This is a genomic window from Salegentibacter sp. 24, assembly GCF_004362395.1.
Lineage (GTDB): Bacteria > Bacteroidota > Bacteroidia > Flavobacteriales > Flavobacteriaceae > Salegentibacter.
Window position 1 is genome coordinate 1 of the sequence record NZ_SNWE01000018.1, and the last position, 25,184, is coordinate 25,184.

The 25,184-nt window shown below is 37.4% G+C and carries 27 protein-coding genes and 3 tRNA genes; 18 read left to right on the forward strand and 12 right to left on the reverse strand.

The window, feature by feature from the left end; all coding sequences use genetic code 11:
• Positions 1-25: 25 nt before the first annotated feature.
• Entirely contained in the window at positions 26-274 is a 249-nt protein-coding gene (locus tag DET49_RS12930; protein ID WP_133548500.1) for a hypothetical protein, read from the reverse strand.
• Positions 275-542: 268 nt separating this feature from the next.
• Between DET49_RS12930 and thrS the strand changes: the two genes are divergently transcribed.
• From thrS to rplT, 4 genes are all read left to right on the forward strand, one after another.
• The gene (thrS, locus tag DET49_RS12935) at positions 543-2,489 is read left to right on the forward strand and encodes a threonine--tRNA ligase (RefSeq protein WP_133548501.1); all 1,947 of its coding nucleotides are present in this window, start codon (positions 543-545) and stop codon (positions 2,487-2,489) included.
• 23 nt (positions 2,490-2,512) lie between these two features.
• Positions 2,513-3,064, forward strand: a complete 552-nt coding sequence (infC, locus tag DET49_RS12940; protein WP_262707995.1) for a translation initiation factor IF-3 — start codon at positions 2,513-2,515, stop codon at positions 3,062-3,064.
• A gap of 36 nt (positions 3,065-3,100) precedes the next feature.
• Positions 3,101-3,298, forward strand: coding sequence for a 50S ribosomal protein L35 (gene rpmI, locus DET49_RS12945; protein WP_079714698.1), 198 nt, complete (start codon positions 3,101-3,103; stop codon positions 3,296-3,298).
• A 142-nt stretch (positions 3,299-3,440) separates the two neighbouring features.
• Positions 3,441-3,785 (forward strand): 50S ribosomal protein L20, encoded by a 345-nt coding sequence (gene rplT / locus DET49_RS12950; protein ID WP_075327584.1) that lies wholly within the window; start codon positions 3,441-3,443, stop codon positions 3,783-3,785.
• Between the two features lie 75 nt (positions 3,786-3,860).
• Here the strand turns inward: rplT and DET49_RS12955 are convergent, their stop codons facing one another.
• From DET49_RS12955 to tgt, 6 genes are all read right to left on the reverse strand, one after another.
• Positions 3,861-4,283 carry a secondary thiamine-phosphate synthase enzyme YjbQ gene (locus DET49_RS12955; RefSeq protein ID WP_133548503.1) on the reverse strand — a complete coding sequence of 141 codons (423 nt, stop codon included), beginning with the start codon at positions 4,281-4,283 and terminating at the stop codon, positions 3,861-3,863.
• 190 nt (positions 4,284-4,473) lie between these two features.
• Positions 4,474-5,658, reverse strand: a complete 1,185-nt coding sequence (locus DET49_RS12960; protein ID WP_410527962.1) for an asparagine synthetase B — start codon at positions 5,656-5,658, stop codon at positions 4,474-4,476.
• 145 nt (positions 5,659-5,803) lie between these two features.
• Positions 5,804-7,369 carry a replicative DNA helicase gene (gene dnaB, locus DET49_RS12965; RefSeq protein ID WP_133548504.1) on the reverse strand — a complete coding sequence of 522 codons (1,566 nt, stop codon included), beginning with the start codon at positions 7,367-7,369 and terminating at the stop codon, positions 5,804-5,806.
• A gap of 167 nt (positions 7,370-7,536) precedes the next feature.
• On the reverse strand, positions 7,537-8,490 hold the full coding sequence (locus DET49_RS12970; protein WP_133548505.1) for an acetyl-CoA carboxylase carboxyltransferase subunit alpha: 954 nt from the start codon (positions 8,488-8,490) through the stop codon (positions 7,537-7,539).
• A 98-nt stretch (positions 8,491-8,588) separates the two neighbouring features.
• On the reverse strand, positions 8,589-9,665 hold the full coding sequence (locus DET49_RS12975; RefSeq protein WP_133548506.1) for an LptF/LptG family permease: 1,077 nt from the start codon (positions 9,663-9,665) through the stop codon (positions 8,589-8,591).
• A 3-nt stretch (positions 9,666-9,668) separates the two neighbouring features.
• A complete protein-coding gene (gene tgt / locus DET49_RS12980) occupies positions 9,669-10,799 on the reverse strand; it encodes a tRNA guanosine(34) transglycosylase Tgt (protein ID WP_133548507.1) in 1,131 nt (376 codons plus the stop codon).
• Positions 10,800-10,976: 177 nt separating this feature from the next.
• Between tgt and DET49_RS12985 the strand changes: the two genes are divergently transcribed.
• From DET49_RS12985 to DET49_RS12995, 3 genes are all read left to right on the forward strand, one after another.
• On the forward strand, positions 10,977-11,825 hold the full coding sequence (locus tag DET49_RS12985; RefSeq protein ID WP_133548508.1) for a transketolase: 849 nt from the start codon (positions 10,977-10,979) through the stop codon (positions 11,823-11,825).
• A gap of 51 nt (positions 11,826-11,876) precedes the next feature.
• Complete coding sequence (locus DET49_RS12990; RefSeq protein ID WP_133548509.1) at positions 11,877-12,830, forward strand: transketolase family protein; 954 nt, start codon at positions 11,877-11,879, stop codon at positions 12,828-12,830.
• A gap of 122 nt (positions 12,831-12,952) precedes the next feature.
• Positions 12,953-13,552: an outer membrane beta-barrel protein gene (locus DET49_RS12995; RefSeq protein WP_133548510.1), complete on the forward strand. Its 600-nt coding sequence runs from the start codon at positions 12,953-12,955 to the stop codon at positions 13,550-13,552.
• 100 nt (positions 13,553-13,652) lie between these two features.
• Here the strand turns inward: DET49_RS12995 and DET49_RS13000 are convergent, their stop codons facing one another.
• Entirely contained in the window at positions 13,653-14,558 is a 906-nt protein-coding gene (locus DET49_RS13000) for an FKBP-type peptidyl-prolyl cis-trans isomerase (protein WP_133548511.1), read from the reverse strand.
• Between the two features lie 80 nt (positions 14,559-14,638).
• On the opposite strand from DET49_RS13000, the gene DET49_RS13005 reads away from it, so the two are divergent.
• Genes DET49_RS13005 through DET49_RS13015 form a run of 3 tightly spaced genes read left to right on the forward strand, consistent with a single transcriptional unit; the run spans position 14,639 to position 16,179 of the window.
• The gene (locus tag DET49_RS13005) at positions 14,639-15,040 is read left to right on the forward strand and encodes an RNA-binding S4 domain-containing protein (RefSeq protein WP_133548512.1); all 402 of its coding nucleotides are present in this window, start codon (positions 14,639-14,641) and stop codon (positions 15,038-15,040) included.
• The gene (locus tag DET49_RS13010) at positions 15,018-15,641 is read left to right on the forward strand and encodes a methyltransferase domain-containing protein (protein ID WP_133548513.1); all 624 of its coding nucleotides are present in this window, start codon (positions 15,018-15,020) and stop codon (positions 15,639-15,641) included. The genes DET49_RS13005 and DET49_RS13010 overlap by 23 nt, the downstream gene beginning before the upstream one ends.
• A gap of 37 nt (positions 15,642-15,678) precedes the next feature.
• Complete coding sequence (locus DET49_RS13015; RefSeq protein ID WP_133548514.1) at positions 15,679-16,179, forward strand: phosphoribosyltransferase family protein; 501 nt, start codon at positions 15,679-15,681, stop codon at positions 16,177-16,179.
• On the opposite strand, the gene DET49_RS13020 is transcribed toward DET49_RS13015, so the two are convergent.
• Positions 16,174-16,692, reverse strand: coding sequence for a shikimate kinase (locus tag DET49_RS13020; RefSeq protein ID WP_133548515.1), 519 nt, complete (start codon positions 16,690-16,692; stop codon positions 16,174-16,176). The two genes, DET49_RS13015 and DET49_RS13020, sit on opposite strands and share 6 nt — an antisense overlap.
• A 125-nt stretch (positions 16,693-16,817) precedes the next feature.
• On the opposite strand from DET49_RS13020, the gene DET49_RS13025 reads away from it, so the two are divergent.
• The 3 genes from DET49_RS13025 (at position 16,818) to DET49_RS13035 (ending at position 17,185) form a co-directional block, all read left to right on the forward strand.
• Positions 16,818-16,890 (forward strand) — tRNA-Lys (locus DET49_RS13025).
• Positions 16,891-16,945: 55 nt separating this feature from the next.
• Positions 16,946-17,018, forward strand: a tRNA-Lys gene (locus DET49_RS13030).
• A gap of 83 nt (positions 17,019-17,101) precedes the next feature.
• A tRNA-Leu gene (locus DET49_RS13035) sits at positions 17,102-17,185 on the forward strand.
• Positions 17,186-17,197: 12 nt separating this feature from the next.
• Here DET49_RS13035 and DET49_RS13040 read toward each other — a convergent pair.
• Both DET49_RS13040 and DET49_RS13045 read right to left on the reverse strand, forming a co-directional pair.
• On the reverse strand, positions 17,198-18,574 hold the full coding sequence (locus tag DET49_RS13040) for an aldehyde dehydrogenase (protein WP_133548516.1): 1,377 nt from the start codon (positions 18,572-18,574) through the stop codon (positions 17,198-17,200).
• A 4-nt stretch (positions 18,575-18,578) separates the two neighbouring features.
• A complete protein-coding gene (locus tag DET49_RS13045) occupies positions 18,579-19,382 on the reverse strand; it encodes an SDR family oxidoreductase (protein WP_133548517.1) in 804 nt (267 codons plus the stop codon).
• Between the two features lie 104 nt (positions 19,383-19,486).
• Between DET49_RS13045 and DET49_RS13050 the strand changes: the two genes are divergently transcribed.
• From DET49_RS13050 to DET49_RS13070, 5 genes are read left to right on the forward strand one after another with little or no spacing between them, the layout of a single operon-like run.
• Complete coding sequence (locus DET49_RS13050; RefSeq protein ID WP_133548518.1) at positions 19,487-20,380, forward strand: MerR family transcriptional regulator; 894 nt, start codon at positions 19,487-19,489, stop codon at positions 20,378-20,380.
• 7 nt (positions 20,381-20,387) lie between these two features.
• On the forward strand, positions 20,388-21,848 hold the full coding sequence (locus DET49_RS13055) for a phytoene desaturase family protein (protein WP_133548519.1): 1,461 nt from the start codon (positions 20,388-20,390) through the stop codon (positions 21,846-21,848).
• 3 nt (positions 21,849-21,851) lie between these two features.
• Positions 21,852-22,691, forward strand: coding sequence for a phytoene/squalene synthase family protein (locus tag DET49_RS13060; RefSeq protein ID WP_133548520.1), 840 nt, complete (start codon positions 21,852-21,854; stop codon positions 22,689-22,691).
• Between the two features lies 1 nt (position 22,692).
• On the forward strand, positions 22,693-23,142 hold the full coding sequence (locus DET49_RS13065) for a sterol desaturase family protein (protein ID WP_133548521.1): 450 nt from the start codon (positions 22,693-22,695) through the stop codon (positions 23,140-23,142).
• A gap of 23 nt (positions 23,143-23,165) precedes the next feature.
• Entirely contained in the window at positions 23,166-24,302 is a 1,137-nt protein-coding gene (locus DET49_RS13070) for a lycopene cyclase family protein (RefSeq protein ID WP_133548522.1), read from the forward strand.
• 253 nt (positions 24,303-24,555) lie between these two features.
• On the opposite strand, the gene DET49_RS13075 is transcribed toward DET49_RS13070, so the two are convergent.
• Positions 24,556-25,122 carry a TlpA family protein disulfide reductase gene (locus DET49_RS13075; protein WP_243729653.1) on the reverse strand — a complete coding sequence of 189 codons (567 nt, stop codon included), beginning with the start codon at positions 25,120-25,122 and terminating at the stop codon, positions 24,556-24,558.
• Positions 25,123-25,184: the final 62 nt, after the last annotated feature.

Genomic DNA, 25,184 nt, shown 5'->3' on the forward strand with positions numbered 1-25,184 from the left:
TTTTTCTTTAATCGCCAAATCTTTTTTAGAAAAAATTTAGATCTTTTTTTAAAGCATCTTCCTCAAAAGAACGGCAGCGTTGCTCTTTAAAAGCGATCGCTGTTTTTGCGGCTGCAAATATACAACCTCTTTTGACTCTGGCAAGTGAAAAATAATCTTTTTTTTCACTCCCCTTTTTAAAACCCCTTAAGGCCTTAAAATATCCGTAATCCCAGTATGCAATGAACGTTGGCTCTTTTAAAACAAGCTTCCCTGTCTCTGTAAGCGGATGCAAATATACTGCTGTTTTATTCCCCCGCAAGCCTATTCCCCTAATTTTTTAAGGAAATCTTAAAACCAATCCTTAAGTTTCTCAATTAAAGGAACTTGTAAGATAAAAAAAATTAAAGAATTTTTAAAATAGTTCAAGGTTAATTTTTCAAAACAAAAGGACACCCGCATCATTTCTAAATATCAGGAAGAAATTATTGTCCTTTATATATAAGTATATTGCGCAGGCAAAATCAACCTGTTATCTTTGCGCACATTAAAACTACATATACATGATTAAGGTAAGCTTGCCCGATGGCAGTATAAAAGAATTTGAAAAAGGATCCACTCCATTGGATGTAGCTAATAGCATTAGCTCCGGACTGGCCAGAAACGTAATTTCAGCAAAATTCAACAATAATATTGTAGAGGTTTCTACGCCATTAACAACAGACGGAAGTTTAACCTTATTTACCTGGAAAGATGACGAAGGTAAAAAAGCTTTTTGGCATTCTACCTCTCACGTCATGGCCCAGGCAATAGAAGAGATGTATCCCGGATCTAAATTAACTATTGGACCAGCCATTGAAAATGGATTTTATTATGATGTAGATTTTGGCGATCAAAAAATTTCGGAAAACGATTTTAAAAAAATCGAAGACAGGATGCTTCAGATTGCCCGTGAAAAACACGATTTTAAATTAAGGGAAGTTTCTAAAGAAGATGCTCTCTCCTATTATAAGAAGCAAAATAATCAATTCAAAGTAGAATTAATCGAGAACCTGGAAGACGGGGAGATCACGTTCTGCGATCACGATACCTTTACCGATCTTTGTCGCGGTGGTCATATTCCGAATACCGGATTTATAAAAGCGGTAAAATTAATGAGTGCTGCCGGTGCGTACTGGCGAGGGGATGAAAAAAACAAACAGTTAACGCGTATTTACGGAATTTCATTTCCCAAACAAAAGGAGCTCAAAGAATATTTAGAACTTCTTGAAGAAGCAAAGAAAAGAGATCACCGAAAACTAGGGAAAGAACTTGAATTATTCACTTTTTCTCAAAAAGTCGGCCAGGGACTTCCTTTATGGCTCCCAAAAGGAGCTGCCTTAAGGGAACGCCTTGAAGATTTCTTAAAAAAGGCTCAGAAAAAAGCTGGTTATGAAATGGTGGTAAGCCCGCATATTGGTCAAAAAGAACTATATGTAACCTCCGGCCACTATGCCAAATATGGAGAAGACAGTTTTCAGCCAATCAAAACTCCAAATGAGGGAGAAGAGTTTTTACTAAAACCGATGAACTGCCCTCATCACTGTGAAATTTACAACTCTCAATCCTGGAGTTATCGTGATCTTCCCAAACGTTTTGCTGAATTCGGTACTGTTTATCGATACGAACAAAGTGGGGAATTACACGGATTGACACGGGTAAGAGGTTTTACCCAGGATGATGCACATATTTTTTGCACTCCTGATCAGTTAGACGAGGAATTCAAAAAAGTAATAGATCTTACTTTATATGTATTCGATTCTTTAGGTTTTGAAAATTTTACTGCACAGGTTTCCCTGAGAGATCCGGAAAATAAAGAAAAATATATTGGATCTGACCAGGTTTGGGATAAAGCCGAAACTGCCATTATTAATGCAGCCAAGGAAAAGGGCCTTAATTATGTAGTAGAAACTGGAGAAGCAGCTTTTTACGGACCTAAGTTAGATTTTATGGTAAAAGATGCCCTTGGCAGAAGCTGGCAACTTGGCACCATACAGGTAGATTACAACCTGCCAGAACGCTTTGAACTTACCTACAAAGGAAGTGACAATGAGACACATCGTCCGGTAATGATTCACCGAGCCCCTTTTGGTAGTATGGAACGTTTTATCGCTATATTATTGGAACATACAGCAGGTAACTTCCCACTGTGGTTAATGCCGGAACAAGCTATGGTGCTCTCAATCAGCGAGAAATATGAAAAATACGCTCAAAAAGTTTTAACTTTGCTGGAAAATAACGAAATTCGCGCTTTGGCAGACAACCGGAATGAGACCATTGGAAAGAAAATCCGCGAGGCAGAAATGAATAAATTCCCGTATATGTTGATTATAGGGGAACAGGAAGAAAAGGATGGTACGGTTTCTGTACGAAAAAGAGGGGAAGGTGATATAGGTACAATGCCTGTAGAGGACTTTGCCGCTATTATAAATAACGAAATTAAAAAAACGTTGAAAACGTTTGAAGTTTAACCAAAAATAGATCAGCCATAGCAATACGTAGAAAAAAATCGAAAAGACCGCTTAGAGCAGTTAAAGAGGATCAACACCGGATTAACCAAAAAATCAGGGCAGAAGAAGTTCGTCTTGTAGGTGATAATGTAGAAATGGGTGTTTATCCAACCAAGGAAGCATTAACGATAGCCGAAGATTTAGGTTTGGATTTAGTCGAAATATCTCCGGATGCTAAACCACCAGTGGTAAAAGCGATGGATTACAAGAAGTTTCTTTACGAACAAAAGAAGCGCGAGAAGGTAATGAAAGCTAAAGCCAGTAAGGTTGTCGTAAAAGAAATACGTTTTGGTCCAAATACAGATGATCACGATTACGAATTTAAAAAACGTAATGCAGAAAAATTTTTAAAAGATGGTGCAAAGCTGAAGGCTTTCGTATTTTTTAAGGGTCGCTCTATCGTATTTAAAGATAAAGGAGAAATCCTACTTCTTAGACTAGCTCAGGATCTTGAAGAACTTGGAAAAGTAGAACAAATGCCAAAACTGGAAGGAAAACGTATGACTATGTTTTTATCGCCCAGAAAAGCAAAATAGTATAATAAGAGAGTTATAATATAAAAAGAGGATAACATGCCTAAAATGAAAACAAAATCTAGTGCTAAAAAGCGTTTCAAGCTTACCGGTACTGGAAAAATAAAAAGAAAGCACGCGTTTAAAAGTCACATCTTAACAAAGAAGTCTAAAAAACGTAAGCTGGCTTTAACGCATAGTACTTTAGTACATGATGCAGACAAGTCCAATGTTAAACTTATGTTGCGTTTAAAGTAACAATAAGCTCTTAACGGTTTAAATAATTTAAAAACCCTGGAGTTGGGCAAAATTTGAAATCAGGTTTCAAATGTTAATTTGAAATCTTTTCTTATTTTAAAAGTGCAGTTATGCTGCCGCCTGCTACAAAATACATAAAAATATGCCAAGATCAGTAAATTCAGTTGCCAAGAGAGCCAGAAGAAAAAAGGTTCTTAAGCAAGCAAAAGGTTACTTCGGACGTCGTAAAAACGTTTGGACAGTAGCTAAAAATGCGGTGGAAAAAGCAATGCTTTATTCATATAGAGACCGCAAAGTTAAGAAACGTAATTTCCGTTCACTATGGATATTGCGTATCAACGCTGCAGCCCGTGAACACGGTATGTCTTATTCTCAATTTATGGGAGCTGCAAAAGCAAATGGAATAGGTTTAAACCGTAAGGTACTTGCCGATTTAGCAATGAACCATCCAGAAGCTTTTAAAGCCGTTGTAGATAAAGTAAAATAAATACAAATAATTATACTCTCTTATTTAAAATCCGGTTCAATGAACCGGATTTTTTTGCTTTAGTTTTCCCCAGGATTATACTCCGTAGAGGCTTAAAACAAGTTTTCGGGCACCACCATTATTTCTATGTTCTGCCAAATAAATTCCCTGCCAGGTTCCTAAGTTCAATTTTCCACGGGTCACGGGAATCTGTAATGAATTTCCAAGCAAGGAAGCCTTAATATGCGCCGGCATATCATCAGGACCCTCTTGGGTATGTTTATAATAGGGCATATTTTCCGGAACCATTTCGTTAAAGTGACTTTCAAAATCTTCAAGAACCGTTGGATCGGCGTTTTCATTTATCGTTATTCCTGCAGAAGTATGCTTAATAAACACCTGCAAAATACCTGCATTGATTTCCTGCAATTCCTGCAAGTGTTTTTCTATTTCGTCTGTGACAATATGGAAACCCCTAGATCTGGCTTTTAATTTTATTTCTTTCTGAAAAAATTTCATAGTCCCTACTTAATATGTTCCTTTAAATAAATTCCTGTTGCCGTTAAAAGGCCTATTAAAATTAATAAAAAACTATAGATCTGTGATGAAACAATAAAAATATCAGTTAAATATAATACCAGCTAAATAACCAATACAAGCTCAAGGTTAATTATACTTCATATTTTTATCCGCTTATCGATTTTTACTATCAGGTTTTTCGCGGTTCTTTCTTAGCGGCAGGAAAAAGAACATTATTTAGGATAAGTCGATACCCTGGTGAAGTTGGGTGTAATTCCAATTCAGTTTTAGGGTCCCCTACCCTGTGCTGATAGTCTTCTGGATCATGCCCCCCATAGAAGGTGAAAAAGCCTTTTCCTTTTACTCCATGGATATAACGAGCTTCACCATTTAATCTACTTTCCCCCATAACCAAAACATTTGCCTTTATATTATCGGGATTATAAGCAGTCGTTTGTCCCATAAATCCCTTAACCAGGCGTGTATGGTTTTGTGTCAACATCGTAGGCACGACATCCCACTTTGCGGAAAAATCCATCAAGGTAAAATAATCGGTTTCTTTAGGAATATTTCTTTTAGCAGTCATATCTATGGAAGAAAATTCATAAACCATCGGATCGCGCTCCAGGATAAAATCGGTAAAAGCAAATGTACTGCTAAAGGCTATTTTGGACTGGTACCCAGGCTCGCTAGGATCACCATCAAACATAGCTTCGGCAATATCTACACCTTCAGCCGCAAGGGCGATATCAAAACTATCGGTAGCGCTACACATGGCAAACATAAATCCACCCCCAACCACATACTCTTTTATTTTTAACGCAACAGCAAGTTTTTCCTTAGATACCTTATCATAACCCAGTTTTTGGGCTAAGGATTCAGCGTTCTCTTTTTCCTGAATGTACCACGGAGCCGTTCTAAACGTTCGGTAAAATTTCCCGTATTGTCCGGTAAAATCCTCGTGATGCAAATGCAACCAATCAAATAAAACCAGCGCATCATTTAAAACAGCTTCATCATAAATAGTCTCATAGGGAATTTCAGCATAAGTAAGAGCCATAGTTACCGCATCATCCCAGGGTTTATTCCCCTGAGGCGAATACACCGCTATTTTAGGTGCCTTTTCCAATACCACAGTTTCCATGTTTTTTGACGGACTACTGATTTGCTCAAGGATTGCCTGTGTTTTTTGGTCGCTTATTATTTCAAATGACACTCCCCGTATTTGGCATTCCCGGCGCAATTCCTCGGTATCAGAGACTAAAAATGAACCTCCACGGTAATTAAGCAACCACCTAACTTCCAATGCTTCTTCCAAAGCAAAGTAAGTCACTCCATAAGCTTTAAGATGATTTTTTTGAGAATCCTCATCCATGGGGATAAGCAATTGTGAAGCTGAGGCCGGGAAGCAACTCAAAAAAAGAAAAACTAAAAAGACCAGAAAAAGGGTTTTCTTTCCGTTTCTCTGGTCTTTTGCAATTATATTATTTAAGGTTTGCTTATCTATTTTAATGAAACTATTAAAAGGGTACTTCGTCATCGTCATCATTATTAATCCCACTATTCATCGAACTACCAAAGGCTTCATTTGCACTGGGATTTGGTAGGTTTGGAGTTCCAAAGTCATTGTCTTCATTTTCACCGGTATTCATTTTTGAATGATATTCGAAAGGCGAATCGAATTCTTCTAAGTTATCAAATTTACCAAGATGACCAATAAATTTAAGCCGGATATTTTCAAGACCACCGTTCCTATGTTTGGCAACAATAAATTCCCCTTGTCCATCGGTTGGAGTGCGTTCTTCATCATCCCATTCTTCAATCTTATAATATTCGGGACGGTAAATAAAGGAAACAATATCAGCATCCTGTTCAATAGCCCCTGATTCCCTAAGGTCAGAGAGCAATGGGCGTTTACTTCCGCCCCTTGTTTCTACCGCACGCGATAACTGTGAAAGGGCAATTACCGGAATATTTAATTCCTTGGCCAATGCTTTAAGGTTTCGGGAAATCGTAGAGATCTCCTGTTCCCTGTTTCCTCCGCCTTTTTGGCTTCCACCCGCCGTCATTAACTGCAAATAATCAATTACGATTAGTTTAATTCCGTGCTGGGATGCTAATCTTCTGGCCTTTGCGCGAAGATCGAAAATGGAAAGCGAAGGCGTATCATCTATAAATAACGGCGCGTTTTCAAGATCTTTCACCTTTACGTTAAGTTGCTCCCATTCGTGTTTTTCAAGGTTTCCGGTTCTTAATTTTTCTGATGAAAGACCGGTTTCCGATGATATTAATCGGGTGATCAACTGCACTGCGGACATTTCTAAGGAAAAGAAGGCCACCGGCATATTTTGACCAACAGAAATATTTCTGGCCATAGACAAGGTCAATGCTGTTTTACCCATACCGGGACGAGCAGCAACAATAATAAGGTCACTGGGCTGCCAACCGGAAGTTAACTGGTCCAGTTTATCGAATCCTGACGGAACACCACTTAAACCTTCCTTATTCGAGATTTCTTCAATTCGGTTTTTTGCCTGAATCACCAAACTCTGGGCAGTCTCCGTGGATTTTTGAATATTCCCCTGGGTTACTTCATATAATTTAGCTTCAGCACTGTCTAAAAGATCAAAAACATCGGTTGATTCATCATAAGCTTCTTCAATTATTTCGTTAGATATTTTAATAAGACTCCGCTGGATGTATTTCTGAAGAATAATACGAGCGTGAAACTCAATATGTGCAGAAGATGATACCTTTTGCGTTAATTGAATAAGGTAATAATCGCCTCCCGTCTTTTCAAAATTACCATCCTTCTTCAACTGGTTTGAAACGGTTAATAAGTCAATGGCTTCTGTATTCTCAAAGAGTTTATGTATGGCTTCGAAAATTAATTTATGGGAGTTTTTATAAAAAGCATCAGGACTAAGGATATCAATGATCTCATCTACTCCTTTTTTGTCAATCATCATCGCTCCCAATACAACTTCTTCTAAATCAACAGCTTGTGGCGGAAGCTTGCCTCTTTCAAGGCTAATAACATTGCTTGTTTTTGTTGAAAATTGCTGCGGGGCGGTCATTTTATCCATATTACGAAAGTATAAAAATTGTTAAGAGCATCTTAATATTAGATCAGTTACTTAATTAACCGGTCTTCAACAATTAGGTTGTTGAAAACTTAATTTTAGTGTTGATAAGTGCAAAAAAAACCGAAACCAGGGTTTCGGAAATTTAATAAGATATGATAGGTAAGGTTTTAGCCTTTAAATACTCCCATATCTAAATACTTGTCCATTCTTTTATTCACTAAATCTGTTGGTGATAAGTTTTTAAATTCAGAATATGCCCCTAAAATTGCATTTTTTACCGTATCAAAAGTTTCCTCTCTATTGCTATGAGCACCTCCAATTGGTTCTTTCACAATTTCATCAATCAGTTTCTGTTTTTTCATATCCTTGGCAGTGAGCTTTAATGCATCCGCTGCCTGTTCCTTGAACTCCCAGCTACGCCAAAGAATAGAAGAACAGGATTCCGGAGAAATTACCGAATACCAGGTGTTTTCAAGCATCATCACCTTATCTCCAACTCCAATACCTAAAGCACCTCCACTGGCACCTTCTCCAATTATAACTACTATAATCGGCACTTTTAACCTGGTCATTTCCAGAATATTTCGGGCAATAGCCTCGCCCTGTCCGCGCTCTTCGGCTTCAAGCCCCGGATAGGCTCCAGGAGTATCAACAAAGGTTACCACAGGAAGCCCAAACTTCTCTGCCGATTTCATCAAACGTAAAGCTTTTCGATAACCTTCAGGATTTGCCATCCCAAAATTTCTGTACTGCCTGGTTTTAGTATTATAACCTTTTTGCTGGCCAATGAACATAAAACTCTGATCTTCAATCTTACCGAGTCCACCAATCATGGCTTTATCATCCTTTACATTTCTATCGCCATGGAGCTCTAAAAACGTATCCCCACAAATAGCGTTTATATAATCTAAAGTATATGGGCGGTTAGGATGCCTGGAAAGTTGAACCCTTTGCCAGGCTGTTAAATTCTTATATATATCTTTTCGGGTCTCTTTTAATTTCTTTTCAATTTGCCTGCAGGTAGCCGTAACATCAACATCGCTCTCTGCACCTATGTTACAGGCTTTTGCATACTGCTCTTCCAGCTCTTTAATGGGTAATTCAAATTCTAAATATTCCATAAGTTGCTATGGTTTGTTTTTTATTAGCTTACAAATATAACAAACTTTAAAAGGAAGAAATATGCAGAATGACCATTAATTTTGAGAAATCTACTAACTTATCTTTTTGCTCTATAAAGCAGGAATATTGCCAAAATTCCAAAGGTGATATTTGGGAACCACACAGCAATTAATGGAGAGAATGTAGACTGCTCTGCCATCGTACCAAATACCTTATCAAAAAATATAAAAACAAAAGCAAGGGTAATGCCCACCGCCAAATTAACCCCCATACCACCACGTCGTTTCATAGAAGATACAGCCACGGCTATGATAGTTAGTATAAATGCTGAAACCGGAAGACTCCATCTTTTATATGCTACAACCAGGTACCTGTTAATATTTCCTGAGCCCCGGCGCCGCTCAGTTTCAATGAACTCATTTAATTCAGAATAATTTAAAGTTTCAGCAATATAGGCGTCAGGTGTTAATTCATCAAATTCAAAAGGAAGGATAGTATCTAATTTATTTTGATGAATAATAGAATCCCCATCTACACCTACGATCCGTTTATCTACATTAGTTAAGGAATAAATGGAATCCTCCTCGTTAAATCTCAAACTAGAGGCACTAATCTTAAACTGAAGTTTATTCCCTTCAAAATGTTCTAATGTGAAATTTCTTGCTGAATTGGTTAAGGGCTGGAAGTGACTGGCATAAATATACTCATTGTCATTTATTTGCCGGTAAACATCCCTGGTTTCTTTGGTTTCTATATCTTTCTTGAGGTATTCGTATTTAAACTCATTAAAACCTTTGCTGGCCTTTGGTGCCAGAAACATTCCAAGTATCAGAGCAAAAATGCACACTATGGTGGCGCCGACAAGATAAGGCCTTAAAAACCTCCAGAAAGAAACACCACTACTTAAAAAGGCAATTATTTCCGTATTATTCGCCAACTTAGAAGTAAACCAAATTACCGACAAAAAAAGGAAAAGTGGGAAAAGTAAATTTGCAAAATAGATGGTGAAATCTATATAATAAAATACCACTTCTATAAATGGAACTTCATTGGCAAGTATTTTCCCAATTTTTTCAGCAAGATTCACCGTGATCCCAATTGGTATAAATAATAATAACATCAGGGAAAAAGTTCCCAGATAACGTTTTAATATGTACCAATCTAAAATCTTCAAGTGCTATAATCTTTTATCCATTTGTTTTACCATCATATTTTTCCAGGTAGAAAAGTCTCCGGCTAAGATATGTTTTCTGGCTTCACGCACCAACCACATATAAAAACCCAGATTATGAATGGTAGCAATTTGCTTGCCGAGAAGTTCATTCACACTAAATAAATGTCTCACGTATGCCTTACTATATTCGGTATCTACAAAAGTAATTCCCATTTCATCTATAACAGAGAAATCATCCTCCCACTTTTTATTTTTAATATTTATGGTCCCGTGCGCTGTAAAAAGCATGCCATTACGAGCATTCCTGGTAGGCATTACACAATCAAACATATCTATACCTAATGCAATATTTTCAAGAATATTAATAGGAGTTCCCACGCCCATCAGGTATCGCGGTTTATCCTCAGGAAGAATTTCAGTCACAACCTCGGTCATGGCGTACATTTCTTCAGCAGGCTCTCCAACTGAAAGACCGCCAATAGCATTTCCGTCAGCTCCCACGGAAGCAATATATTCTGCAGATTGTTTTCTTAAATCCTTATAAGTACTTCCCTGAACTATCGGAAATAAAGTTTGATTAAATCCGTATAAGGGATCAAGCTTATCCAGGTGACTCACACATCTATCGAGCCATCTATGCGTCATATGCATGGAACGCTTAGCGTATTTATAATCACAGGGATAAGGCGTACATTCATCAAAGGCCATAATAATATCGGCCCCAATAGCACGCTGTATCTCCATTACGTTCTCAGGAGTAAAGACATGGTAAGAACCATCTATATGCGATTTAAACTTGACACCCTCTTCTTTAATTTTCCTTCTTGCGGAAAGTGAATATACCTGATAACCGCCACTATCGGTTAAAATATTACGGTCCCAATTCATAAACTTATGTAAGCCTCCAGCTTTCTCAAGAATTTCGGTTTTTGGACGTAAATAAAGATGATAGGTATTTCCAAGAATGATATCAGGATTAATTTCTTCCTTAAGTTCCCGCTGGTGGACACCTTTGACCGAGGCCACCGTTCCAACAGGCATAAAAATAGGTGTTTCAATCTTACCGTGATCGGTTGTAATGGTCCCGGCACGAGCCTTACTTCCGGCATCGGTACGCAACAAATCAAATTTCATAGTGCTTTTTAAGTGAGTGCAAAGATACTCAACTAAAAATCAAATAAAAGAAGTTCAAAACAGGAAATTGTTAGTTACTTCATTAGTTTTCTTAATAACTGACAGGCAAGCACTTTGACAAAGCTTTATAAAAACCTATTTTTGTGGCTATTATTTTAACAACACAATTTTACTTTAATGTCAAAAATCAAAGAATTAGAAGATTTTGCCACCCAGGTTCGCCGGGACATTTTAAGGCAGGTTCACAAAGTGAATTCGGGTCACCCTGGAGGTTCTCTGGGCTGTACAGAGTTTTTTACCGCTTTGTACCAGGGCGGGATTATGGAGCATAAGCCCGAGTTTAATATGGATGGAAAAGATGAAGATCTTTTCTTCCTGTCCAATGGCCATATCTCACCGGTTTTCTATAGTGTTTTAGCCCGTAGCGGTTATTTCCCGGTAGAAGAACTCAATACTTTTCGACTTATCGATTCCAGGTTGCAGGGACACCCCACCACCCACGAAGGCCTGCCGGGCATTCGCGTAGCTTCAGGTTCACTTGGCCAGGGAATGTCGGTAGCCCTTGGCGCCGCCCAGGCTAAAAAGCTAAACAAGGATAAGCACCTGGTTTATACCCTTCACGGGGATGGAGAACTTCAGGAAGGCCAGAACTGGGAAGCCATTATGTATGCCGCAGGGAACAAGGTGGATAACCTCATTGCTACGGTAGACCTCAATGGTCAGCAAATAGACGGAAGTACCGAAACGGTTCTTCCTATGGGCAATATAAAAGCTAAATTCGAGGCTTTTGGCTGGGAGGTAATGGAGATCGAAGACGGAAATGATATGCAACAGGTACTCGATGGTTTAAAGCAGGCAAAATCCCTTACCGGGAAAGGAAAACCGGTTTGTGTGCTTATGACCACCGTGATGGGCAACGGGGTTGATTTTATGATGCACACCCACGCCTGGCACGGAAAAGCGCCAAACGATGAACAGTTGGAGAAAGCCCTTGAGCAAAACCCGGAAACTTTAGGAGACTATTAAGGTAAAATAAATAGGTTTCTGCGAAAGCGGAAATGACAAAGAAGACAAAGAATGAAAACATATACAGATACAGGAAAGAAAGATACCCGTTCTGGTTTTGGTGCAGGACTCACCGAGCTTGGCAGGACCAATCCTAACGTAGTAGCATTATGTGCCGACCTTGTAGGTTCGCTTAAAATGCAGGATTTCATAGATGAGCACCCGGATCGTTTCTTCCAGGTGGGAATTGCTGAAGCCAATATGATGGGAATGGCCGCTGGTTTAACCATTGGCGGGAAAATTCCTTTTGCCGGGACTTTCGCCAATTTTGCAACAGGCAGGGTTTACGATCAAATTCGTCAATCCATCGCTTACTCTGGAAAGAACGTCAAGATTTGTGCCTCTCACTCGGGAGTTACCTTAGGAGAAGATGGGGCCACCCACCAGATCCTGGAGGACATTGGCCTTATGAAAATGCTACCTGGAATGACTGTCATCAACACCTGTGATTACAACCAGACCAAAGCAGCTACTTTGGCCATTGCCGAGCACGATGGCCCGGTCTATCTTCGTTTTGGAAGACCCAAAGTGGCCAATTTCACTGCAGAGGATCAGAAATTCGAGATCGGTAAAGCGGTGAGATTATATGAAGGGGAAGATGTAACCATTATCGCTACCGGCCATCTGGTATGGGAGGCGATCCAGGCAGCACAGAAACTCTCCGAAAAGGGTATTAGTGCCGATGTGATCAATATTCACACTATTAAACCTTTAGATGAGAAGGCCATTATTAATTCGGTGAAGAAAACCGGATGCGTGGTAACTGCTGAAGAACATAATTTCCTTGGCGGACTTGGAGAGAGTGTTGCCCGTACCCTGGCTGAGAATCATCCAGCACCGCAAGAATTTGTGGCCACACAGGATACTTTCGGGGAAAGCGGAACGCCTGAACAATTAATGGATAAATACGGGTTAAACGCGGAAGCAATCATTAAAGCCGTAGAAAAAGCTTTAAAAAGAAAATAAAAGATCTTTTTAATTATCTTTAAAGCCTTTGAGGACCTGCTTCTTAAAGGCTTTTTTCATTTTAATAAAAATAATAAGCGTGATTTGTGCGTTATTAGAACCTAACAATAAAACAATCTACTATGAAAAAATTAATGTTTACCGCTATTTTTCTGTTTTCCTCTGTAGGAATTATGGCTCAGGAAGCAGATTTTGGAATTAAAGGTGGTTTCAATTATGGAGCTACCGGGGATCTTGAAAGAGAAACGGCTGCTAATGATTTAGGCGAAATAATAGAAGGAAAAGAAAAGTCTGGATATCATATAGGACTCTTTAGTCGATTTGAAATCGTGGGTATTTTTCTTCAACCGGAATTAATGTTTACGCGTTTAAATACCGAATACGAAACTTTCAATTATAAAATAGATAAAATAGATGCTCCTATTTTGCTGGGTGTAAATGTTTTTGGTCCACTTAATATCAAAGCCGGACCTTCTTTCCAATATATTATCAATAACGAGCTGGAGGACACCGAGCTAGTCATTGGCGATGTTGAAAAAGATATCACTGTTGGCTACCAGGTCGGGGCAGGGATAAATCTGGGTCGATTGGGATTTGATGTAAGATACGAAGGCGCATTTACCGAGAACACAGCATTTGGCGCAACAGAAACCGCCCAGGAAAATTTCAAAATAGATTCCAGACCATCTCAATGGATCTTGAGTTTATCCTATGCATTTTAGCTAAAAAAAGATTTCTGATTTAATCCAATAAAAAGAGGTTGTATAAAAGTGATTCAAACTTTGATACAACCTCTATTTTTTTGAAAGCAAGAAATTCCAATTATTGGAAAGTATCTTGATCTAAATAATCTGGCGTTCCATTTCCGTTAGTATCCGGAAACTCCAGGGTGCCATCTTCATTAACAATTATTTCTTCTCGTGTTGGAGTTCCATCACCATCATCATCTGCATCGGCAAAATTTGGAGTTTGATCTTCATCAGTATCATCATCCATCACATTTTTATTTTCATTGAGATCTTCCATCCAACTGGGAATACCATCCCTATCATGGTCTGCTTCATTCACTCTAAATAATTGTACATTAAAAATCAAGGGACTATATGGTGGAATACTAGGCTGAGAACTTGCAAAATAGCCCAAGCCAGAAGGGAAAATAAGAGCACCAATTCCGTAATCATCATTAAAATTTACGGTATTGTCCGGATTCACTTTATAACCAGAAGCTCCCTTAAACTCCACGATTCCCGCCGAAAAACCTTTAATTAAAGTGGTAAGATCAAACCACACAGGGGTGTTGGCATTATCAAAAGTATTAAGATTTAATAATTCCCCTCGATAACTTACAAGTGTAGAATCGGTGAATTTGGGGCGCTGCCCCTGACCTTCTCTTACCTTTAGCACATACATATTATATGCTATACTATCATTAACAACCGTTTTCATAATTAAGTTTTCTTCTTCAGAAAGGGGTGTTTTATCAGAATTTTCTCCAGCTATTGAATCTATACGTACCATATAGTCAAAATCATCAGAAGGATTTTCAAATTCCTCATAATTGTAAAAATGAGTTTCCAGGAATTCATTGATAGAATCTTCATCAGTCAAAGCCTGTTCCTCTGGATCCCTTATTTCAACCTCCGGGGTATTGTCATTATCATCCTCCTCACAGGAAATTAGGGTTAAAGCTGAAATAAAGCTTAAAATAAAAAATTTGTTTAATTGCATTGTCTCTATTTTTGGCGCGCAAGATACAATAATCTTGTATTTTTGTTTAAGGATTAACGCAGTTTTAAAGGAGAGATTTTATGAGAGTTGACAAGTTTTTATGGTGCGTAAGATATTTTAAAACCAGAAGTATTGCAACTAGCGCTTGTAAGCAGGGAAAAGTGAAAATGGATGGCGGAAATGTAAAGCCATCCAAAGAAGTTTTCCCAGCTGATAAACTTACAGTTAGAAAAAATCAAATAGATTACCAATTAGAAGTTATAGATTTACCGCCAAGCCGGGTAGGTGCTAAACTGGTAAACCTTTATATAGTGGATGTAACCCCTAAAGAAGCTTTTGACAAACTGGAGCTTTTAAAATATTCTAAGGATTATTATCGTAAAAAGGGCACCGGAAGACCCACTAAGAAGGATCGCCGCGATATAGACGATTGGTTTGAAAATACTGATTCTAACCCTGATGAAAAAGATAAAGAAGCGTAGTTTTTCTTCGCAATTTTGGTCACAGCGCTACCAGGAAAACCGAACAGGCTGGGATATTGGGGAAATATCCAGCCCACTGAAACATTATATCGACCATCTTGAAAACCATCAGCTCAAAATACTAATTCCAGGAGCAGGAAATGCTTATGAGGCCCAATATTTATTCGAAAAGGGCTTTAAAAATGTTTTTGTAGCCGACATCAGTGAGACGCCGCTGAAAAACTTGAAATCCCGGTTTCCTGATTTTCCAAAAAATCAAATATTACACCTTGATTTTTTTGAGATTGAAGATACTTTTGATCTTATATTTGAACAGACATTTTTCTGTGCGCTACCAGTAGCTTCAAGATTGGACTATGCAAAAAAATCCGCTGAGCTTTTAAAAGAAAATGGCCTGCAAATCGGCTTGCTTTTCAGTTTCCCGCTTACAGGAAAGGGGCCACCTTTTGGGGGAAGTAAAGAAGAATATTTAACGTATTTTAGTCCATATTTTGAGATAGAAATTTTGGAGCCATGTTATAATTCTATTCCACCAAGACAGGGAAATGAATTATTTTTCAAATTCAAAAAAAAACCGGTAAATTCTGGAGAGAAGCATTGAAATAATTAAAAAGTTATAAGATTTAAAGTATAAACAAATGAAAGAACGTGTACTCATTTTAAATCACGAACAAATTCAGCATAAAATAAAACGCATCGCCTACCAGGTTTATGAAAGCAATATTGATGAGAAGGAAATAATCTTGGCAGGGATTGCTAAAAAAGGTTACCAATTAACTTCGCATTTGAAAGATGCTTTAGAAAAGATTTCGCCCCTTAAAATTCAGCTTTGCGAAGTCTATGTTAATAAAAAGAATCCACTGGAAGAAATTACTACCTCACTGGAGCCGGAAGACTACCAGAACAAATCGGTTATTCTCGTCGATGACGTATTAAATTCAGGAACCACCTTGATTTACGGGGTAAGACATTTTTTAAATGTACCGCTTAAGCAGTTTAAAACTGCAGTTCTAGTTGATCGAAATCACAAGAAATACCCGGTAAAGGCAGATTTTAAAGGAATTTCCCTTTCTACATCTTTAAATGAAATGGTAAAGGTCTCATTCTCTCCTGATAAATTTAAAGCAGAACTGTTATAATTTCTCAATAATCTGATCTGCAATGAATTCTGGTGTTTTATCATCTACATTTACCGTAATATCTGATTGACTGTAATAGTAAGCACGTTCAAATAGATGTTTTCTTATAAATTCCTCTAAAGCTTCACGCGTTTCCAGGTGACTTATTACCGGCCGATGAACTTTTTCAAGAAAAAGCCTTTCAGTGAGGGTTTGTATGGAAGTTTTTAAATAAACGCTTTTGGTATCCCTGTGTTCACAAATGCGTTCAAAGTTATCCCCGTAACAGGGTGTTCCACCACCTAAGGAGATAATCATGTCAGAATTATCCTCTAAAATATCATCCAAAATTTGCGATTCCAGCTTTCTAAAATACAATTCACCTCTATCATTAAAAATATCATTGATGCTCTTTCCCTGGATCACTTCTATTTGATCATCGAGATCTACATATTTGTAATTCAGTTTTTTAGCAAGAATTTCACCTACTACAGACTTACCAGAGCCCATATAGCCAGTTAAAAATATTTTCATCGTTAAAGTACTTATTATTAGAAGGATTCAAATCTAATATAAATTTATCTCAATTTAGGCTTGAAAAATAAATTAATGAATGTATATTTGCACCCGCATTCGCAAAACGACGGATGCTTTTTAATGATCTGGTAGCTCAGTTGGTAGAGCATCTCCCTTTTAAGGAGAGGGTCCTGGGTTCGAGCCCCAGCCAGATCACTTTTATAGTCTAGAATTCTTTGTGACAGGAATTATTTTTGAAATACTGAAATCCGATCTGGTAGCTCAGTTGGTAGAGCATCTCCCTTTTAAGGAGAGGGTCCTGGGTTCGAGCCCCAGCCAGATCACATTTTAAGTTCAGAATTCCAAACAGTGGGATTCATTTTTTGCTACAGCCCATGGAAATTCACTATTTCCAGACTTGTTTTAAGCCCGGGTGCTGGAACTGGTAGACAGGCATGGTTGAGGGCCATGTGTCCATTAGGGCGTGCGGGTTCGACTCCCGCTCCGGGCACTTTCAAAATTGCTATCCCAGTATTTTTTTGATCAATCTAAAAAATTTGTAAGGAGGATATTTCAAGGATATATCGAGTATTGTAGTTGATGTTACAACTCCTCTTTCATGTGTAAAGGCCAAAAAGCTTTCTTTACCATGATATTTACCCATACCACTGTTCCCTACGCCACCAAATGGTAATTTATGATTAGCCACATGTAGTAGTGTATCATTGATACAGGCTCCGCCGGAAGTTGTTTCTCGTAGCACCTTTTCAGCTGATTTATCCTTACCGAAGTAATATAAGGCTAAGGGGCTTTCATTTTTCTTTATAAAGGATAAAGCTTCACTTATATCTCCAAAATCCATAACCGGCAGAATAGGTCCGAAGATCTCTTCTTGCATAATTTCATCTTCAGGAAGTACATTTACTATGATCGTGGGTGAGATGTACTTTTTTTCTAAATCCACTTTACCTCCATAATATACTTGCCCATTCAAATATTTCATTAAACGGTTCATAGCATTTGAATTAATGATTCTTCCGTAATATTTGCTGTTTGCTATATCTTCACCCAGCATGGCTTCAAAAGCTTTGGTAATTTCATTTAGCAATTCTGTTTTAATATCTTTATGAACCAGCAAATAATCGGGTGCTATACAGGTTTGTCCTGCATTTATAATTTTCCCCCATGCAATTCGTTTTGCGGCAATCTTTATGTTTGCTGACCTATCTACAATACAAGGACTCTTTCCCCCCAGTTCTAACACCACTCTACTCAAATGTTGTGCGGCAGCTTCCATCACGATTTTACCCACACGCGGACTTCCAGTAAAAAAAATCATATCAAAAGGATATTTAAATAACTCCTGATTTGCTTTTTTACCCCCCTGTACCACTACGACATATTTAGCAGGAAAAACTTCTGAAATCATTTCTTCAATTACACGAGCAACATTTGGGGTCTCCGGTGAAGGTTTTAAAACGGCACAACAACCAGCAGAAATTGCGCCAATCAGCGGGTTGATCAAGAGTTGAAATGGATAATTCCAGGGCGCGATGATTAAACCTATTCCCAATGGTTCAAACAAAATCCTGGACTTCGATGGTTTAATATGGATTGGAGTTCCTACTTTCTTTGGTTTTGCCCAGTTTTTCAAGTTCTTAATATGATGTCTTAGCTCATTGAGCAATAGACTAGTTTCGGTTAGAAAGGCCTCTTCTCGAGATTTATGCAGATCTAGCCATAAAGCTGTATTTATTTTGTCCTCATAATCCAATATTGCTTTTTTAAGCTTCCTTAATTGCTGGAGTCTGAACGCAATATTTTTGGTTTCCTGCGTGGCAAAATAACATTTTTGGGTATTGTAAATTTCGTAAATTGAATTTACCGAAGTTTCATCCATGATTTTATAGTTTTCGTCCTTTAAATTCGTCCATTGTTTTATAAACTCCAATTATCCGGCCCACAAACCAATCGTAAAACCAAATAGGGAAAAGTCCTTGTGCCAATCTAACCAGGCGCATACTCCAGGGCATACTTAAATAAATTCTATTGTTTTCAATGGCTTTAATTATTCTTTTGCTCACTTTGTACTGATCGAGAATTGGAATCCTGGATTTCACCCCATTAAACATTCCGGTGTTTATGTAATAAGGAGTAACCGTGGTAACCCCAATACCGGTCTTAAGATATTTCATTTCAAGTCTTAAACTATCTGACCAACCAGTAATGGCCCATTTACTTCCGGCATAAACCGCCATTTTTGGATTAGCGACCAGACCAGCAGAGGAGGTGATGTTGCAAATATGCCCTTGTTTTCTTTTCAGCATACCGGGAAGGAATATAAGAGCTAGCTGCATTGGAGCAATAGCATTAATCTTAATTGTCTTATCTACTTGTTGCAGGGAATTTTCATGAAAGTAACCTCCGAAAACAATCCCTGCATTATTGATCAGAATATCAATCGGACCAATTTCTTCCTCTACCTGCTTTGCAATTTCCTGAACCCAAGTGGTATTTGCGATATCAATGGTGTAACCATAGACCTCGCCAATATCTTTAAATTCACTTAATACATGTTGTAAATTAAATTTATCAATATCCCATATTACCAATGTACCACCACGATCTAAAACCTGGCGACCCATTAATTTACCGATTCCCGATGCACCCCCGGTTATAAGTACAGTTTTAGAAGAAATTTTCGTCATACGAATTAATGTTTAACTATTTAACTAAACAATTAAACATTTTAACACTTCCATAAAGTGTTTAATGTTCAATTTTAATTAGATTTGACTATCTTAAACGCAATATGGAACTAATAAAACAAAATTTCAGCATTAAAGACCTTGAAAATTTAAGTGGAATCAAGGCTCACACCATACGAATTTGGGAAAAAAGATATAATATCCTTAATCCCGAACGCACTTCAACCAATATAAGGTCCTACGATAGTTCTAACCTTCAAAAGATTTTAAACGTTGCTTTCTTAAACGAACACGGTTATAAGATCTCAAGAATTTCCAAGTTGAGTGATGAGGAAATCTCAAAAATGGTGAGAAGCATCTCTGCCAGTGCAAGCAAAGAAAATCGGGCTCAGAATTCATTCAAATTATCTATGATGAATTTTGATGAAGAGCTGTTCAATAATACATTTGAAACACTCAGGAAAGATAAAAGCTTTCGCGAGATTTTTAATCAGGTATTCCTCCCCCTGTTGGAACAAATTGGAATGCTTTGGCAAACAGATACCATTAAACCAATTCACGAGCATTACATTGTAGATCTCATTAAACAGAAGTTATATTTTCACCTTGCTGAAATCAAAAGAGAAATCAAACCCTCATCCGATAAATTATACGTGCTTTTTCTTCCTGAAAATGAAATTCACGATATTGGAATTATTTATTTATACTACGAACTTTTATACCATGGGAACAAAGCAATTTATTTGGGTCCGAGTCTGCCTTTAACCGATCTTGGTTATCTGCTAGAGCGTCATGATAATATAAATTTCGTAAGTTATTTTACCACCGCTCCAGGTGATGTAGAGGATTTTATCACTCAATTCAATGAGCAGGTTTGCGAAAAGAAAACCTATGAGCTATTACTTTTCGGGCACAAAATAAGGGAAGTTCAACATAAAGAACTACCTGCATTTGTAAAAACATATTCCCACCTAAACCAATTTATAGATAACCTTTAAAATTAGTATGAAAAAAAAAGTTGCTATAATTGGTTCTGGCTTCGCTTCACTAGCGGCCGCTTGCTACCTGGCAAAAGATGGCTACCAGGTGGAAATTTTTGAAAAAAATGCTCAAATTGGCGGGCGAGCCAGGCAGTTAAAGAAGGATGGGTTTTGTTTTGATATAGGACCCACCTGGTACTGGATGCCCGATGTTTTTGAACGCTTTTTTGCTGACTTTGGAAAAAAACCTTCAGATTATTATGAATTGCAAAAGCTCAGTCCTGCTTACAAAGTATTTTTCTCAGCAAAAGAGAGTATTACCATTGAAGATAGCCTTGATAAAATCTGTGCTGCTTTTGAGCTCGAAGAACCAGGGAGTGCGAAAAAATTAAAACGGTTTATTGATAAGGCTCAGGATAATTATAATATCGCCATCAAGGACCTCGTATACCGACCAGGCGTTTCACCGTTAGAATTGGTTACTCCCACTACAGCAAAAAAAATTGGCCAGTTTTTTAGTACGATTTCTAAAGAAGTAAGGAAAGAATTTGAAAATGAAAAACTGATTCAAATTCTTGAATTCCCAGTTTTATTTCTTGGTGCTAAGGCCAGTGATACACCCGCTTTTTACAGTTTTATGAATTATGCTGATTTTGGTCTCGGAACCTGGCACCCTAAAGGGGGAATGTACAAAGTTATTGAAGCGATCGAAAGCTTGGCAATATCGCTGGGAATAAAGATGAATACCAATGCAGCGGTTTCTGAAATTTTTGTTGAGAAAGACATTGCTACAGGAATTAAGGTCAATGGCAAGCAAATTAAAGCGGATTATATTCTAAGTGGGGCCGATTATCATCATACCGAAACTTTGCTTCCCGAATATAAAAGACAATACAAGGAATCATACTGGCAAAAAAAGACCTTCGCTCCTTCAGCTTTGCTTTTTTTTGCAGGTTTCAATAAAAAATTAGAAAATGTAACACACCATACTTTATTTTTTGATACCGATTTTGAAAAACATGCAAAAGCCATTTATGATGATGCACAGTGGCCAGAAAATCCATTATTTTATGCAAGTTTTCCTTCCGTAACCGATGATACGGCTGCGCCGGATGGAAAAGAAGCTGGAATATTTTTAATTCCGTTGGCTCCAGATGTGGAAGACACTCCGGAAATTCGAGAAAAATATTTTCAAAAAATTATTGCTCGTTTTGAAAGCCTAACTTTTCAAAATGTAACCGATCACCTTCTTTTTAAAGAATCTTTTTGTGTAAAAGATTTTAAAAAAGATTACAACTCTTATAAGGGTAATGCCTATGGTCTGGCAAATACGCTCTTGCAAACTGCATTTTTAAGACCTAAATTGAAGAGCAAAAAAGTGCACAGATTATTTTTCACCGGGCAACTAAGTGTTCCTGGTCCAGGGGTTCCTCCTTCTTTAATTTCAGGAAAGCTCGCAGCAGGATTAATTCAAAAAGAAAATTAAATTATGAAAGCCATTTTTGACAACGTTTCACGGGCTTGTAGTAAAACTGTTACTCATCATTACAGCACCTCGTTCTCCACTGCTACAAGGATGCTCGCCCCCACTATCCGTCAGGACATCTATAATATTTACGGCTTTGTACGCTTAGCCGATGAAATTGTAGATACTTTTCACAATTACGATAAAGAAAGACTCTTCAACGATTTTGAAGTAGATCTTTACAAAGCAATAGAAGATAAAATTAGTTTAAATCCTATATTAAATGCCTTCCAGGAAACTGTACACAAGTATAAAATTGATGAATCGCTTTATCGTGCATTTATGAAGAGTATGCGGTTAGATTTATATAAATCTGACTATCTTAGTGTAGCAGAATATAAAGAATACATCTATGGCAGTGCAGATGTTGTTGGTCTTATGTGTTTAAAGGTATTTGTGAAGGGCGATAATAAGAAATATGAATCACTTAAACAATCTGCTATGAGCCTAGGCTCTGCCTTTCAGAAAGTAAATTTCTTAAGAGATTTAAAAGCCGATTTTGAGGACCTTAGTCGAAGTTATTTTCCTGGCACCAATCTTGAGCAATTAGATGAACCTAGCAAACAGCGAATTATAGCAGAAATTGAAGTAGATTTTAAACACGGCTTAAGCGGAATTGCTCATTTACCGGTAGAAGCTAAATTTGGTGTATACACAGCTTATATTTATTATAGAAAATTATTACATAAACTTAAGAAAGTGCCATCCCTGGAGATTAGAAACAGTAGAATTCGGGTTCCTGATTATCAAAAAGCTGGGCTTTTGGCTAAATCTTATATTTCTTATAGATTAAATCTTATATAATATGGATATTTTATTATGGATATTTGTTTTTCTTGGCACCTTTGCTGCAATGGAAGGAATGGCCTGGTTTACTCATAAATATATCATGCACGGTCTTCTATGGAAATTACATAAAGATCATCACCATAAGGACCACAGTCACTGGTGGGAACGTAACGACCTCTTTTTTATATTTTACGCCTTGGTAAGCATTGGTTTTTTCCTACTTTGGCGTTACGAAGATGTTTGGATCGGTTTGCCAATCGGTTTAGGTATTTTAGCCTACGGAATAACTTATTTTACGGTCCACGACATTTTTATTCATCAACGCTTTAAAATTTTTAGAAATGCTAATAATTCCTATGCTAAAGGAATCAGAAGGGCGCACAAAATGCATCATAAACATCTTGGAAAAGACGATGGGGAATGTTTTGGAATGTTATTCGTACCTTTCAAATATTTTAAAAAATAATTTAAAATGTTGCATCTAAGCCAATGTTAGGTCCCAGATACTTTTATGTAATTATTGGTGGAGGTCTTGCGGGTCTCCAACTCGCCCGGCAACTTAGCCGGGATGTTTTTTTTAAAGGAAAAAGGATTGCAATAATAGATTCTGATTTTTCTTTACCTATTAAAACCTGGTGTTTCTGGGAGAAAGGAAAGGGTAAATGGGATGCTTTACTCACCAAGTCCTGGAGTAGGGGAAAGTTTATTTCATCCGAAAAAAATATAGATTTACAACTGCCTCCATATCGCTACAAGATGATTAAAGCGGCAGATTATCATCAGAAATTACAGGAGGAAATTAAACTATCCGGAGATATTGAATTTATTACCGATGAAATTCAAAATATAGATCCCGTTACGATGAAAGCTAAAGGCAGGAAAAAATCTTACGGGGCCACGCATTTCTTTGATAGCAGAGTAGATCCTTCCTACCAGGAAAGTAAAAAACATACTACCATTTTTCAGCATTTTAAGGGGTGGGAAGTAGAAACAACAGATCCAATCTTTACACCGGATGCATTTACGATGATGGATTATCGAATTAAATATCCAGATGCTACCGCTTTTACTTACATTCTTCCCTATACACCAAATAAAGCTTTGGTTGAATATACCTTTTTTTCTCCCTTCTTAACCGAAGATAAAGTCTATGATGAAATGCTTCAGGATTATTTCAAAAAAATTCTAAAGACCAAAGATTTTCAAATTAAAAGCACTGAAACAGGCGTTATCCCAATGACAGATTATCCCTTTGATAATGCCAATACTCGATTAGTTACCAAAATTGGTACTGGTGGTGGCTGGGTAAAGCCTTCAACCGGCTATTCTTTTAAAAACACAGAAAAGCGTATCGCAAAAATCATAGAAAATATAAAAAGCGGCCGACTACCAGGAGAACATTTAATCAATAATAAATTTAGAAAATATGATGCCATTTTCCTTGATGTGCTTGCTAAAAACAACCAAAAAGGAGAGGGAATTTTCACAAAATTCTATTCTAAAAATTCTCCGCAGGAAATTTTCAAGTATTTAGACGAAGAAACTTCAGTTTCCGAAGATCTAAAAATCATGTTGTCGCTATATAGCTTTGATTTTGTATTGTCATTCTTCAGAAAAGTCTTCTAATTTAAATGCTATAAATGGAAACTAGATAATAGAGGACAATACTACATTTTAATTATATACCGAAAATCTTCCTCACAATATCACCTACCTGTTGCTAGGGCAAAAAGAAAAAATTGAGAATTATATGATTGATGAATTATGTTTAGCTATTACCGGTTGGGACAAAAATAGCTGATCAAAAACCTCGTCGATAACTTCTAGGTTTTATCCACATCTTTGATACCACATAATTTTAAGGTACAAATTAAGAGAATTATTTCTTTAGCAACCCGTCTATTGTATGCCTAAAACTCTGACTATTCCAATCGGCGGCACCAACTTTGTCTACCACAATTTTTCCATTTTGGTCAATGACGTAGGTGGAAGGCAGTGTATACCCATTTAAAGGTTTTGGATCGTCAGAAAGCATCCTGTAGCTGGAAAAATCATAACCTTTTCGCTTGAGAAAATTGTTGGTTGTTTCGTGGTCTTCTCCTGAAACAAAGTAAAAATCGATTTTATCTTTATAATCGACATATAGTTCTTGGAAACTTGGCATCTCAGCAATACAGGGAGGGCACCATGTAGCCCAGTAATTTACAATAATTACTTTTCCCTTAGATTTACCAAAATCAATTTTTTCTCCCGATTTACTTTCTAGGGTCCAGTTATAATCTTCCAGTTGTCTTCTATCTTCCTTATCGGTCACCGATGGACTAAATGCAAAAATCTTGTTTACAACAATCTGAATAGGCTTACGAGTTTGCGGAATAATCAAAGCCAAAATAATTACAATAAATATAATATTTGCCCACTGGTTACTAAAGAGTTTTTTCATCATAGGATTTTTATTCTTAGACGTAGCAAACAAAGGTACTTAACAGCTAACTCTAAAGCACAAAA